The organism is Alkalicoccobacillus murimartini, from assembly GCF_030813245.1.
Taxonomy (GTDB): Bacteria; Bacillota; Bacilli; order Bacillales; family Bacillaceae_D; genus Alkalicoccobacillus; species Alkalicoccobacillus murimartini.
In genome coordinates this window covers 875588-889662 of sequence record NZ_JAUSUA010000001.1, presented here as the reverse complement: position 1 = coordinate 889662, position 14075 = coordinate 875588, and the positions used below count along the sequence as shown (strand labels likewise).

The 14075-nt window shown below is 40.1% G+C and carries 14 protein-coding genes; 9 read left to right on the top strand and 5 right to left on the bottom strand.

What is annotated here, in order from left to right:
* Positions 1 to 6: 6 nt before the first annotated feature.
* The 3 genes from sucB to J2S05_RS04765 all read left to right on the top strand — a co-directional run bounded on the left by sucB (position 7) and on the right by J2S05_RS04765 (position 2302).
* Entirely contained in the window at positions 7 to 1266 is a 1260-nt protein-coding gene (gene sucB, locus J2S05_RS04775) for a dihydrolipoyllysine-residue succinyltransferase (RefSeq protein ID WP_306980371.1), read from the top strand.
* A gap of 103 nt (positions 1267 to 1369) precedes the next feature.
* Positions 1370 to 1570 (top strand): DUF6501 family protein, encoded by a 201-nt coding sequence (locus J2S05_RS04770; protein ID WP_306980369.1) that lies wholly within the window; start codon positions 1370 to 1372, stop codon positions 1568 to 1570.
* A 117-nt stretch (positions 1571 to 1687) separates the two neighbouring features.
* Entirely contained in the window at positions 1688 to 2302 is a 615-nt protein-coding gene (locus J2S05_RS04765; protein WP_306980367.1) for a DedA family protein, read from the top strand.
* A 594-nt stretch (positions 2303 to 2896) separates the two neighbouring features.
* Here the strand turns inward: J2S05_RS04765 and J2S05_RS04760 are convergent.
* Positions 2897 to 3823 (bottom strand): aldo/keto reductase, encoded by a 927-nt coding sequence (locus J2S05_RS04760; RefSeq protein ID WP_306980366.1) that lies wholly within the window; start codon positions 3821 to 3823, stop codon positions 2897 to 2899.
* Positions 3824 to 3962: 139 nt separating this feature from the next.
* Between J2S05_RS04760 and J2S05_RS04755 the strand changes: the two genes are divergently transcribed.
* A complete protein-coding gene (locus tag J2S05_RS04755) occupies positions 3963 to 4094 on the top strand; it encodes a hypothetical protein (protein ID WP_306980365.1) in 132 nt (43 codons plus the stop codon).
* A 58-nt stretch (positions 4095 to 4152) separates the two neighbouring features.
* Here the strand turns inward: J2S05_RS04755 and J2S05_RS04750 are convergent, their stop codons facing one another.
* Entirely contained in the window at positions 4153 to 5742 is a 1590-nt protein-coding gene (locus tag J2S05_RS04750) for an ABC-F family ATP-binding cassette domain-containing protein (protein ID WP_306980363.1), read from the bottom strand.
* Positions 5743 to 5931: 189 nt separating this feature from the next.
* Between J2S05_RS04750 and J2S05_RS04745 the strand changes: the two genes are divergently transcribed.
* The 4 genes from J2S05_RS04745 (at position 5932) to ytxJ (ending at position 10575) form a co-directional block, all read left to right on the top strand.
* Complete coding sequence (locus J2S05_RS04745; RefSeq protein WP_306980361.1) at positions 5932 to 6999, top strand: PQQ-dependent sugar dehydrogenase; 1068 nt, start codon at positions 5932 to 5934, stop codon at positions 6997 to 6999.
* A gap of 60 nt (positions 7000 to 7059) precedes the next feature.
* On the top strand, positions 7060 to 9177 hold the full coding sequence (recQ, locus tag J2S05_RS04740) for a DNA helicase RecQ (protein WP_306980359.1): 2118 nt from the start codon (positions 7060 to 7062) through the stop codon (positions 9175 to 9177).
* Between the two features lie 135 nt (positions 9178 to 9312).
* Complete coding sequence (locus J2S05_RS04735) at positions 9313 to 10161, top strand: DegV family protein (protein ID WP_306981098.1); 849 nt, start codon at positions 9313 to 9315, stop codon at positions 10159 to 10161.
* Between the two features lie 72 nt (positions 10162 to 10233).
* The gene (gene ytxJ, locus J2S05_RS04730; protein ID WP_306980357.1) at positions 10234 to 10575 is read left to right on the top strand and encodes a bacillithiol system redox-active protein YtxJ; all 342 of its coding nucleotides are present in this window, start codon (positions 10234 to 10236) and stop codon (positions 10573 to 10575) included.
* Positions 10576 to 11553: 978 nt separating this feature from the next.
* On the opposite strand, the gene J2S05_RS04725 is transcribed toward ytxJ, so the two are convergent.
* Positions 11554 to 12063: a hypothetical protein gene (locus J2S05_RS04725; protein ID WP_306980355.1), complete on the bottom strand. Its 510-nt coding sequence runs from the start codon at positions 12061 to 12063 to the stop codon at positions 11554 to 11556.
* Positions 12064 to 12179: 116 nt separating this feature from the next.
* Here J2S05_RS04725 and J2S05_RS04720 point away from each other — a divergent pair, with 116 nt between their 5' ends.
* Entirely contained in the window at positions 12180 to 12470 is a 291-nt protein-coding gene (locus J2S05_RS04720; RefSeq protein WP_306980354.1) for a hypothetical protein, read from the top strand.
* A 12-nt stretch (positions 12471 to 12482) separates the two neighbouring features.
* Here the strand turns inward: J2S05_RS04720 and J2S05_RS04715 are convergent, their stop codons facing one another.
* Both J2S05_RS04715 and bshB2 read right to left on the bottom strand, forming a co-directional pair.
* A complete protein-coding gene (locus tag J2S05_RS04715) occupies positions 12483 to 13391 on the bottom strand; it encodes a 5'-3' exonuclease (protein ID WP_370873601.1) in 909 nt (302 codons plus the stop codon).
* A 9-nt stretch (positions 13392 to 13400) separates the two neighbouring features.
* Positions 13401 to 14072, bottom strand: a complete 672-nt coding sequence (gene bshB2, locus J2S05_RS04710; protein WP_306980349.1) for a bacillithiol biosynthesis deacetylase BshB2 — start codon at positions 14070 to 14072, stop codon at positions 13401 to 13403.
* Positions 14073 to 14075: the final 3 nt, after the last annotated feature.

Genomic DNA, 14075 nt, shown 5'->3' with positions numbered 1-14075 from the left:
TCCAACATGACTGAAATTAAAGTACCAGAACTAGCTGAATCGATTACCGAAGGAACAATTGCCCAGTGGTTAAAAGAAGTGGGCGATCATGTGAACCAAGGAGAATACATTGCAGAACTGGAAACAGATAAGGTCAATATTGAAATCACTTCCGAATTCTCTGGAGTGATTAAGGAATTAAAGCGTGAGCCAGGCGATACAGTAGAAGTAGGAGAAGTGATCGCTGTTATTGATGAAAGTGCGGATGGTTCGAGTGATAGTGGTTCTGATGCTAAGGAAGAAAAACAAGCAGAACCAGAAACTGAGACAAAATCAGAGCCTAAAAAAGAAGAGAAGAAAGAAGATACACCTGCCGCTTCTTCCTCTGAAGAACTAAGTGAAGACGAACGTAGACAAGCAACACCGTCTGCTCGTAAGCGCGCAAGAGAAAAAGGGATTTCACTTAAAGACATTTCATCCGGAGGCACCATTCGTAAGCAGGATGTTGATAATTATTCGCCTAAGAAAGATGAGCCAAAGCAAGAAAAGAAAAAAGAAACAAAAGCACCTGCACAGGATCCTGCTAAACCAGCAGAGCGTATTAAAATGTCGAGACGCCGTCAGACCATCGCTAAACGTTTAGTTGAGTCACAGCAAACAGCTGCGATGCTGACAACATTTAATGAAATTGACATGACAAATGTTATGGACCTTCGTAAAAGACGTAAGGATGCGTTTCAAGAGAAAACAGGCGTAAAACTTGGATTTATGTCATTCTTTACAAAAGCAGTAATCGGTGCACTGAAACAATTCCCTCTTCTAAATGCGGAAATTCAGGGCGACGAAATTCTGATGAAAAAATACTATGATATCGGTATTGCCGTATCAACTGATGATGGCTTAGTTGTTCCAGTTGTTCGTGATGCAGATCGTCTAGGATTTGCTGGAATAGAAAGTGAGATTCGTAATCTAGGTTTGAAAGCTCGTGATAACAAACTAGCATTAGCGGATCTAACAGGTGGAAGTTTCACGATTACAAATGGAGGAGTCTTCGGCTCACTTTGGTCAACACCAATCCTTAATGCACCTCAAGTAGGTATACTAGGTATGCATAAGGTTCAATGGAGACCTGTTGCGATTGATGAGGAGACATTTGAAAATCGTCCAATGATGTACATTGCACTATCTTATGACCACAGAATCGTTGATGGAAAAGAAGCTGTTAGCTTCCTAGTGAAAGTGAAAGAAATGCTAGAAGATCCAGAAAACTTGTTGTTAGAAGGGTAAGTGTTGTAAAATAAAAGACTGAGAAGACGGTAGTTAAATTCAGTCTGAGAGAAGCTGATTTATTCAGCTTCTCTATTTTATCTATGGAAAGGATTTTATGAATATGATTCATCACAACTGGGAAACATCTGAAACGATTCGTGAACTGACATGTGTACATACGGATGCCAAGAAATATATGGTTAATCGTGCGCTCACGGCCGGAAAAACGTATCCTTTGAAAAATGAGACAGAAGAATTTTATTTTGTCATTGATAACACAGGCAAAATAGGTGGGTATTACAAGGAATACTTTAAAGGTTGATTCGATTGGAACATCTTTTTAGCGAAAGAGTGACAGTAAAAAATGTCGCTCTTTTTTGCGTGGAAAGGTTTTCTAAATCTGAAATAGGGTACTATCATCTTTAAGGAGATGAAACCAATGGAATTAACAGCTGGAATGATTGAATGGGTTTCCCATTATGGCTATATAGCGTTATTTGTCAGTTGTGTCGTTGGACTATTCATTTTTCCTGTACCTAATGAAGTCTTGCTAATGACGGGCGGATGGCTTGTTACCGCAACGTTTTTAGACATTCTTCCTGCTTTTATAGTTATCTACTCAGCAGTCCTTGTTCATGGAACGATTTGGTATATAATCGGTACTCGGATGGATCGATTTTCACATAAAAGTAAAAGGATATCAGGAAAGTGGAAGCATACAGTAGAACATAGCAGAGAGATCATTAATCAAAAGGGGATAAAAGCATTAACAATTAGTTATTTTATCCCGTTTATTCGTCATGCTGTACCGCTTGGAATAGGGGCGTCATCTATCTCATATGGAAGGTTTGCGATCTATGGCTTCACTTCAGCAGCCGTATGGGTTACTCTTTATTTTTCAATCGGCTACTTTTTTGGACAGGCAATTGGACAAATACAAAATATACTCGAAACGTTGAGTTATGTTGTGGTAGCAGCGGTTTTCATTATCGGTGTCTATTGGTTGCGGAAATATAGAAAAGGTGTGTCTGAACCTGATAAAGCCATAAATTAAGGTAGCAGGGATAATAGCTTTTTAAATCACAAGAAGGGCCGAACAATGATTTGTCTGATGACGTCATTGTTCGGCCCTTCTACATGAATATTGGTTCTTCACTATCGCTCCCGAAAATGGAGGCACGCTTACCGCGGTTAGTTGAATACCTTTTTATTGAGCCCACTGAAAAAGGATCAATAGTTAGTTAAGATTCTTATCAAATTTGAAGAAGAATCAGGTGTAAAAAGAGCTAGTCATACCAAAACGACGACTATTCTTAAAAGGAATGGTCGTCATTTGGTGGATCAGGACAGTAGCGGAAGGAGAAACCGAAGACTCCTACGGAACAGAACGAGTCTGAAGACATTGAAGGGGCGCCCTTCCACTTCAGTGGCTGAGGCCGTTCCCGTGGAAAGCGTAGGTTTCTCCTGGAGCGGTGCTTATGAGCTTATTTTTAGCTAACTTTTTCAGGGGACTCTTTTTAATCGCGCAGGTGTCGCCCTCCATTTTCGTCCGCTTGTTTAGTGATATCATCTGATTGACTTTTACATGTTTTATTAAGCACATAAAATACACTTAGGTTGTGGTCTAGTAACTTTAACTTTTATTCTATTACGAATTTAAATTAATCCAAGCAACTTCTTCGGTTGTTAATGTAATCTTGGCACCCTCACCGCAAGATTGTAATTCCTCACGATTTTGTGGTCCGATAATCGCACCTGTTGGGAACTTTTGATTCAATACATAGGCCAATGCAATTTCTATGAGACTGCATCCTTTTTCAGATGCAAGCTTTTCGGCACGATCGTAACGTTCCCAGTTCTCATCATTATAAAAAACACGGACCAAGTCTTCGTTCTCTAAATTATCTCGTGTGAAACGTCCAGTAAAGAAACCTCTTGCTTGAGAAGACCAAGAGAATAGAGGTAACTGAGATTTCTCATGCCAGTTGATCATTTGTTGATTCACACTGACACATCCAGGCCAATAAGGTTCTTTTGCCTTAGCTAAACTTAAGTTAGGACTTGAAAAAGAGAATCCAGCCAAACCATTTTTTTCTGCATACGTATTTGCTTCCTCTAAACGTTCTACAGACCAGTTTGAAGCACCGAATGCTTGGATGCGTTTCGATTGTACATGTTCATTCAGCCATTCAAGAATATCCTCTACACGTACAGTAGGATCGTCTCTATGTAGGGCATAAAGTTCTACACTCTCAGATTTTAGTCGATCTAGACTTACCTTCAATTGCTCTTGAAGTTCATCTCGATTAATTGTATGTCCATTTTGATTCGGATGACCGCCTTTAGTCCAGACATTAATACGACCTCTATTTCCTTGATCTATCCAGTTTCCAATAGCGGCTTCACTTTGTCCACCAGCATAAATAAAGGCTGTATCAATTGTATTACCACCTATGTCGATAAAGGAATCTATCACACTATTAACCTTTTCTTGATTATCGGGTGTAAAATAATCAGATCCCATGATAAGGGAACTAATTGGTTGGGTAACATTATTAATGGTAATATGTTTCATGGATAGGCCTCCAGTATTTTTATTGTAATCGGTTTCATTTTAATATAAAAAAACTTGTACGTCCAACCTTTTTGAAAGTATCTTTAAGAAATATTTTTGTGAACGTTAATATTTCATGGAAGGGTGCACGCTGCAAGTAATGCTTGCACAATTAAATGGCGTGTATGATACCAATTATGCCATGATCATGGCTGGAACGTTAATCGTGATCTTTATCATCTTCAGCCGTCAATTTATGGCGGGTGTTGCAGAGGGTGCTGTGAAAGAATAGAGATAATAATTGAGATCGAAAAAAAGCAGTCCCAGGTGAAGGGACTGCTTTTTTTATCTTATGCTCTTTCTTTTAAATATTCTTCGTATGAAATTTCTTTGTCAATCAAGCCTTCATCTGTAAATTCAATAATACGATTAGAGATGGTACGAATAAATTGTTGGTCATGTGATGCAAAAATCATTGACCCTTTGTAGTTAATCAAACCATTATTGACAGCTGTAATCGACTCAAGGTCTAAGTGGTTGGTTGGTTCATCAAGTAAGAGAACATTAGCACCACTTAGCATCATTTTAGAGAGCATACAACGAACTTTCTCTCCACCTGAAAGAACATTAGCTTTCTTGTGAACTTCCTCACCTGAGAACAACATACGGCCAAGGAAACCACGTAGGAATGTGTCGCTATCATCCTGAGGAGAGTACTGTCGTAACCAATCAAGGATAGAATCTTGATTGCCTTCAAAGAAGCTAGAGTTATCTTTCGGGAAGTATGACTGAGTTGTCGTAATTCCCCATTTGTAACTACCAGAATCCGGCTCCATCTCTCCAGTCAAAATCTTAAATAACGTTGTTTTTGCTGTTTCGTGTGTACCAACAAGCGCAATCTTATCATCTTTGTTCATTGTGAAGCTGATGTTGTTTAATACTTTGACTCCATCAATGGTTTTAGAAAGATTCTCTACACGCAGCAAATCGTTACCGACTTCACGCTCTGGTGTGAAGTGAACATATGGATATTTCCTAGAAGAAGGTTTAATATCATCTAGTTCAATTTTATCAAGCAATTTTTTTCTTGAAGTTGCTTGCTTTGACTTCGATGCGTTTGCACTAAAACGGGCAACAAAGCCTTGTAATTCTTTAATCTTTTCTTCTTTTTTCTTGTTATTGTCTTGTGCCATTTTTAATGCAAGCTGACTAGACTCATACCAGAAGTCATAGTTACCTACATACACTTGGATCTTACTGAAATCAAGATCGGCAATGTGGGTACAGACATTGTTTAAGAAGTGACGGTCATGGGATACAACCACTACTGTATTCTCAAAATTAATTAAGAAGTCTTCAAGCCATTGAATCGCTTGAAGATCCAAGTGGTTAGTAGGCTCATCTAGTAGAAGAACGTCAGGTTCACCGAAAAGTGCTTGAGCAAGCAAAACTTTTACGCGCTCTGAACCAGTTAGGTCAGCAAGCTTTTTGTAATGGATCGAATCATCAATACCAAGCCCTTTTAAGAGCACAGCAGCCTCTGATTCAGCTTCCCAACCATTTAACTCAGCAAATTCTCCTTCTAACTCAGCAGCTTTCATCCCATCTTCGTCAGAGAACTCTTCTTTCATATAAATCGCATTCTTCTCCTGCATGACTTGATACAGACGTGGATGTCCCATCATAACTGTATTTAGAACTTCTTCTTCTTCGTATTCAAAGTGATTCTGCTTTAGCACAGCTAAACGCTGACCAGGCTTCAAGCTTACACCACCAGATTGCGGTTCAATTTCTCCAGATAAAATCTTTAGAAACGTAGACTTTCCAGCTCCATTTGCTCCAATTAAGCCATAACAGTTACCAGGTGAAAATTTAATATTAACTTCGTCAAACAACTTGCGGTCTCCATACTGTAATCCTACATTATGAACAGTAATCATATTTACAGCCTCCAATCTATCTTTACAAGCGAAGTTACGCTTATTATGCGAATTGCGCCCATCTTGTCCATTCTACAATCTTAAAAGCTCAATGTAAACGGCAAACCATGTTTTGTAGGGAGGGAATTGAAAAGAAATGAGTTTACCTACATTAGATGAAGGTAATAGGCAGAACAGGAGGGGATCGAGATGAGAAAAATAATGATATTTGGACTTTCGGCTGGCATGCTGTCAGCGTGTGGGATGGAAACAGGAGAAGAAAATAATGGTACTGTAAATAATGTGGACAATGGAGCAGAAGGAGACGGTGAAATAAATATTATAGCTGATTCATTACAGTCACCGTGGTCCATGCAACGAAATAATAATGAATGGTTACTTACAGAAAGAGATGGAAGCTTAGTAGCCATTGAAGATGGAGACGTGACAGACCAATCGTTGCAAATAAATGAAGAAGTTGTACAGCAAGCTGAATCTGGTTTATTAGGTTTTGTTCTTCACCCTGATTTTGAGTCGAACCAACAGGCATATATTTATCATACCTATGAAACAAGTGAAGGACTTTCAAATCGAGTCATTCAAGTAGTGAGAGACGGAAATGAGTGGATAGAAGAGGAAGAGCTCCTAAGCGGCATTCCTGGTGCCCCTACACATAATGGAGGTAGGTTAGCCATATTTGAAGACGAACTGTATGTGACAACGGGTGACGCTGAAGAACCAGAGTGGTCGCAAGACGTTGATAATTTAGCAGGTAAGATTCTAAAGATGAATCTAGATGGAACCTATGCAGATGATATGCCAATGGAAGACTCTTATGTGTGGTCCTATGGACATCGTAACCCACAGGGTCTTGCTTGGATTGAAGATGGGACCATGTACAGCTCAGAACATGGGCAAACGGCATTAGATGAGATTAATTTAATTGAGCCAGGTGAAAATTACGGGTGGCCAAATTACGAAGGAGATGAAACGTCTGAGGATACGGTAGCTCCAGTTATTCATTCAGGTGATGATACATGGGCTCCGTCTGGATTAACAGCACATGAAAATGATCTATATATGGCAGGACTTCGCGGGGAGGCTGTTTATCATTTTGATTCTGACATCGAGGAATTAGAGACTTTTGTAGAAGACTTTGGGCGCATCCGTGATGTATATGTTGATGATGATAAGCTATATATTTTAACAAATAACACAGATGGTCGTGGAAATCCAGACGATACAGATGATAAACTGTTAGAAGTTGAATTAGAATAAAGTTTGAATATTACGAACGTTTGTTCTATACTATAGAGAAAAAGAAAGGGGATACTGCTTTTGTCATCACCTTATACGCAGGAGGGTGCCCGCAGCTTCCTGCAGCAAACGTTTGGCTATGATCAATTTCGGCCAGGGCAACAAAAAGTCATAGATCAGGTTCTAGCTGGAGAGGATTCTCTCGCAATTATGCCTACCGGTGGAGGGAAATCCATCTGCTATCAGATTCCAGCAATGATGCTTGAAGGAACGGCGTTGGTTATTTCTCCATTGATCTCATTAATGAAAGATCAGGTAGATGCGCTAAAAGAAGTGGGAGTCGAATCAACCTATATTAATAGTACTCTCTCTCCCCAAGAAGAGCAGGAGCGTCTTCAAGGCATTCGAAGCAATCGCTATAAACTTATATATGTAGCTCCTGAACGCTTGGAAAACCCATCTTTTCAAAATCTACTGGCTTCCATTACTGTTTCAATGGTTGCTGTGGACGAAGCGCATTGTATGTCGCAATGGGGACATGATTTCAGACCAAGTTATATGAAGATCGCATCTTGGTTGAATGGCTTGCCAACTCGACCAGTCGTTTTGGCCTTAACAGCCACAGCTACAAAAGATGTTCAGAAAGATCTACAGACGCATCTATCCATTCAAGATGATCAAACGGTAGTGACTGGATTTGCGCGCAGTAATCTTCATTTTCAAGTGGTAAAGGGAGTAGATAAGCGTGCTTATGTGACGCGTTATACAGAGCGTCATCAAGGAAGTCCGGGCATTATTTACGTATCCACTCGAAAAGAGGCAGAACAGCTTGCAAGCTTTCTAGTAAAAAAGAATCGAAAACCTGGAATTTACCACGGCGGTATGACGGATAGACAAAGAGCATCAAGTCAAGATGACTTTCTCTATGATCGAGTGGAAGTGATGATTGCCACGAATGCATTTGGAATGGGCATAAACAAATCCAATGTTCGTTATGTTCTGCATTATAATTTGCCGAAAAACATTGAAGCCTATTACCAGGAAGCAGGACGTGCAGGGCGAGACGGAGAAAAAGGCGAATGTGTTCTGCTATTTGGTGGACAGGATATTCGAACGCAACAATTTTTTATTGAACAGTCTGAAGCAGCAGAAGAATATAAGCAGAATGAGTTCTCTAAACTGCAGAAAATGATTTCCTATTGCCACACAGAAAGTTGTTTACAACTGATGATTCTTCGTTATTTTGGAGAAGAAGGTGGCGAGCCTTGTGGAAGGTGTAGCAATTGCTTACAAGATGGTGAGAAGCAGGATTGTACAAAGGAAGCGCAAATGGTTTTTTCATGTGTAAAGCGTACGCGTGAACGATACGGAAAAATGATGATTGCCCAAGTGCTTACAGGTTCTTCTAATCAAAAAATTAAGCAGTTTAACCTAGATCAACTTCCAACATACGGGCTACTAAAAGACCAAACGTTAAAATCTGTACAAGCTTTCATTGATTATTTAGTAGCAGAAGAGTATATAGGTAGAACCAATTCAGAGTTTCCTACTTTGCAACTCAATGAATCAGCTATCCGAGTATTAATGGGTGAAGAACAGGTAATGAGACGTCTCGTGCCGGAAGCAGAGGAACCTGAAGAACAAGATGAAGTCTTTACAAAACTTCGGGATCTGCGGAAGAATCTATCTGCAGAAGCAGGTATTCCGCCTTATATGGTGTTCTCTGATAAAACCTTAAGGGAAATGAGCAAATACATTCCTGTGACAGAGGATGAGTTTGGGGCTATTAGTGGCGTTGGTGAACAAAAGAAACTAAAATATGGTGCAGCTTTTATTGACGTACTTAAACAATTTAAGGACCAAAAACCAGACGTTGATATTACACTAAAACCTACAGCATCAAAATCAACTTCGTCAAAAGGAAATCATCTAGAGACAGCCCAATTGTTTAAAGAGGGCGCAACGATTTCAGAGCTTGTCCAACAGCGGGAATTATCTGAGCGAACCATTGTGAATCATTTAATTCGTGCTGAGTCAGAAGGAACCGACCTAAAACTGGCTGAATTAGTTCCACCAGAGAAACGAGAAATAATTTTAAAGACTGCTGAACGAGTTGGGTCTGATTTTCTTCGTCCTATTAAAGAAGAATTACCAGAAGAATACACCTACGATGAAATTCGTTTTGTCATCGGCAAATAAATTCATTGTTTTGTCAATTGTTTTACTTTAGTACTAGGTAATGAGATGTTATACTTATTATAGCCTGAATGTCAGCATTGCAGTATGATCTGCCTGATATTCAGGCTTTTGAATGTCTTTTTCAATCCAAGGAGAATAGTGATGATCAAAATTGTAACCGATTCAACGTGTGACTTACCAGAGGAAATGTTAAAAAAATTAGATATACATGTTGTACCTCTAACGATTCAAGCAAATGGAGAAAGCTATTTGGATGGCGTGGATTTAAGCCCAGAGGAATTTGTAGATTTACTTGCGATTTCAAATGATGTTCCTAAGAGCTCCCAGCCATCAGTTGGTTCGTTTCAAGAACTCTATGATCAATTAAAGGGAGAAGATCCTGAAGTAGAGATTCTTTCCATTCATATGACTGCCAAAATGAGCGGGACATTCAGATCTGCTGAGCTTGCTGCCAGCCAATCAGATGCCAACGTCCTTGTCATCGACTCAGAATTTATTTCAGGAGCTCTTGCCTTCCAAGTCGAAGAAGCAGCTCAAATGGCGAAGGATGGAGCGACAATGGGAGCGATCCTTACTCGTATGCAAGAAGTGAGAGATCAATCTCATCTCTTCATTATGGTCGATACTCTTGATTATCTTGTGAAGGGTGGACGTATTGGTAAAGGGAAAGCCTTACTTGGTTCATTGCTTAAGGTAAAGCCACTTGCCTCTCTGGATAATGGAGAGTATACACCAATCAAAAATATGAGGACCCATAAACAGGTCATTGAATATTTAACGGACGGTTTTGCCAAGGCGACAAAAGGCAAATCAGTCAAGAAAGTAAGCATCAGCCATATCGAGGCGGAGGGCCTTGCTCATCGATTGTTGGATTCTTTAAAATCAATCGCAGGGAATTTTCCTCATGCGATCAATATCACATCGCCTATTATTAGCACTCATACAGGCCCAGGTGCGATTGCTTTAATGTATTATACAGACTAAGTAAGCCGATTGATTGAATCTTTGATAGGAAAACGGTATAGTCAACGATACATACTTAAGGAGGCGGTCTTTATGGCAGAATTACAAGAGCTAACAACCGAACAAGAGTGGAAAGAACTTCACGAATCAGCCACTTCAGAAAAACCAGTTTTACTATTTAAACATAGTACATCGTGCCCAATCAGTGCAGATGCCTATAAGCAATTCCAGGCGTTTATAGAAACAGAAAAAGGACAACAACTAACAACTGCTTTTGTAAAAGTGATTGAATCACGTCCTGTATCAAATCAAATTGCTGAAGATCTGGCAGTCGTACACAAATCCCCACAAATCTTTTTACTTCAAAACGGAGAAGTAAAATGGACAGAATCCCATTGGAACATTACACAAGAAAGCATTGAAAAAGCTTTATAATAACACCAAAAGACAGCTATTTAGCTGTCTTTTTTATGTGCATGTTTCTTTCGAGACTCACGTGCCATTTTCACATACACTAAAATCAAACAAACAAAAGCCATGATCGAACAAAAATGCTGTACCATCCTAAACCAATCCACGTCATCCAACCCCCAAAGTAAAAAATAGTATGTAGGATAGGTTTTCCATCGCCTTCCATTTTATGCTTCATTCATCTCAAAAAAATTGTTCTGAATTCACCATCCCCCGCGTATCTTGGTAAAAACCAAGTGGACAAGGGGTATGCATAATGAATGGAAGCAGACAAACAAAGGAAGAAAGATGGTTAATGATAACAAGTATGGTCGTCCTAGCAGGTATGTTCGCAACGGCAATAGCTTTTTAGAGATGTGGGCGGTGGCGAGGGGAAAGCGGGGGCTAACGAGTGAAGATAAGGTCTAATGAGCGGAATTCTGTATCTAACGTGCGAAGAGAAGGAGTAACGTGGGAAAAGCTGAATCTAACGTGCGAAGAGAAGGGGTAACGTGGGAAAAACTGAATCTAACGTGCGAAGAAAAGGGGTAACGTGGGAAAAGCTGAATCTAACGTGCGAAGAGAAGAGGTAACGTGGGAAAAACTGAATCTAACGTGCGAAGAGAAAGAGTAACGTGGGAAAAGCTGAATCTAACGTGCGAAGAGAAGGGGTAACGTGGGAAAAACTGAATCTAACGTGCGAAGAGAAAGAGTAACGTGGGAAAAGCTGAGTCTAACGTGTGAAGAGAAGGAGTAACGTGGGAAAAGCTGAATCTAACGTGTGAAGAGAAGGGGTAACGTGGTAAAAGCTGAATCTAATATGCAAAGAGGGAGTCTAACGAGTGGGAACATGAATCTTACATAAGAAGAGACGGATTAACCAGCGAAGTAGCCTCAATGTTTAGAGATGTATCTCAATCCATATACATAAATAAAAAAGAAGGAGCACCCTTCTTTTTCTTGTTAAACGGTTGTTACGACAGAACCGCAGTATTGATCGTGATTAACGTCAATCTCAAATTCATGCTTTCTATAAAAATAGATGAGTCTATCCAGATGTTGCCAATCTCGTTTGGCTAGGTCCCCTGTGATGTTTTGAATGTTTTGGCGGGTTGCATGCTCTTTTAGGTACTGCATGCAGATGCTGCCAAATCCTCTATTTTCCTCTCCTTTGATATCATCTATGTGAAGAGAATAGGAGTCATAATACTCTGCTTGAATCGCAAATTCCCAATGTCCTTGATAGGAAGTTGTGCAGGTATTAATCATAATTTGACAAGTATGACCATCATCTATTTGAGACACAATCACCCATTTTTCTTCTTTTGTCTGCTCAATTCCGAGCACCTTATGATCTTTGGCAATTTCTTTTAGGTTCTGTTGCATCCGAATCAGTTCATAATCACTTTCGCTGATTGTCTGCTCAGGCCAAACATATTCTGCCTCTTTCGTCCGGTGTTCCAGTGCAGGCACCCAATCACTCCCTTACAAAATAATCCGCTCACAATTTTAGTATTATAAAAGACTACAGGACTGAAATCAAGTAGTTTGCTATAATTGGATTTGAAACACATATTGGGGGAGTTTAATTGAGCACATCTAATCGAGAGTGTGTACATTGTCATATAGTAGTTCCTTATCGAAAGGTATTATTTAAAGGTATCCTGAACCGAACTGTGCGTTGTCCTTCTTGTCAGAGAGAACAGGTCGTTGCACTGCCAATTTTGCTTGCGCAATATGTAACCTTAGTATCTGGCTTGATTTTAATGGTACTGAACACATTGTTCTTTAAACAATTGATCCTAGGTGTTTTGCCACTCTTTATTTTTTTAAGCTGCTTTCTATACGAGCCATTTAAAAAGCTGGTTCCTGAACGCTAAAAAGCAGCCCTTTTAAAATAGGGGCTGCTGAAAGCTTGTTCGTATAGAAAAAGGCTTGAGGACCGTAGCCACCGTATCTGCATCGATACGAAGCTCATACTCTGTAAATTGTGTTCCTTTTAAACTTTCAATCTCACAGATGATGGTTGCGAGCTGCTTACTTACGTGAGTGGCTTCTTTGCCTGCGTGCAGTTTCTTTAAACAGCGAGTGAATTCTGGTTCGAGTGCATCAATATTTTCATAGATTCCTTCAATGGTCCCGTAGTGTTGAATTAAAGGCAGTCCCGTTTTAGGACCGATACCAGCACATCCTGGGATATTGTCACTTTTATCTCCTAATAAGGCTTTTACATCAGGCCACTGACTTGGTTCAATGCCATACTCACTCCTAAAGTGCTCAAGTGTGTAGGTTTCTTCGCCTTTTTTACTTGCAATAATTTGAGAGGTTTGAGGACTCAGTAGTTGAAGCAAATCCTTGTCATTGCTGTAGATATAGCAAGGTCCTGACTCTTCTTGTTCCCATATGCCAGCAATCGCGCCAATGGCATCATCGGCCTCATAAGGAGGCGTCGTCAATTCTTTGATTCCAAGCTCTTCTATTAACGTTAAACAGGTTTGATATTGTTGAATAAGCGGTTCAGGTAATTCTCCGCGTGTCGCTTTATAATCAGGAAACTCTAGTCTACGGATACTTTCCTCACGTTTCACGTCCCATGCAATGGCTAAGTGAGTGATCTGGTGTTTTGTCACCAGCTGAAAAAGCTTCTGCCAAAAGACCCGGAGGCCATTTGTATAAAGACCATCCTCCGTTTTTGGCAAATCCGCTTCATCTTTCCCGTAGGCGGTCGCAAAATATCCCCGGCTTAAAAGGTTAAATCCATCTATTAATAGTAATGAACGTTCTTGATTCAATCTGTACACCCCGTCTGTTTAATCATTAAATTTGTAGGTCCAAAATCGTTCGTTGTTTAACCAGGCTAAGGCTTCTTGAACACCTGCTTCCCATTTTGGCTCCATATCTGCAAGCATCCAAACCGTTTGGGATAAGTGCGCGCGCATCGCATCTTTCTTTTGCTCAGCATAAGCACTTACATCATGGATCACATCTGGCGCGCCCACTTCATCTTCATGTCCATTTGAAAAAGCGAGGCAATATAATTCAGGTCGCTTATCGGTTTCAAGTTCTTCAAAGGCCGAAACAACCGCTCGAGCAGTGGCTTCATGATCAGGGTGAACAGAGTATCCAGGATAAAAGGTAATAACTAGGGATGGGTCAAGTTCCTCAATTAAATCTAAGACCATCTGTTTCATTTTTGAATCATCTTCAAATTCAATGGTTTTGTCACGAAAGCCCATCATACGCAAATCTTGAATATCCATTGCTTTAGCTGCTTGTTGCAATTCACTTTTTCTGATTTCCGGTAGGGACTCCCTTGTTGCAAAAGGGGGATTGCCTAAATTTCGTCCCATCTCACCAAGTGTTAAGCAGGCATAAGTAACGGGTGTACCTGCTGCACGGTATGCTGAAATTGTACCTGATACGCCAAAGGCTTCATCATCTGGATGAGGGAAAATAACGAGTACATGTTTTTGTTGTTTCATTTA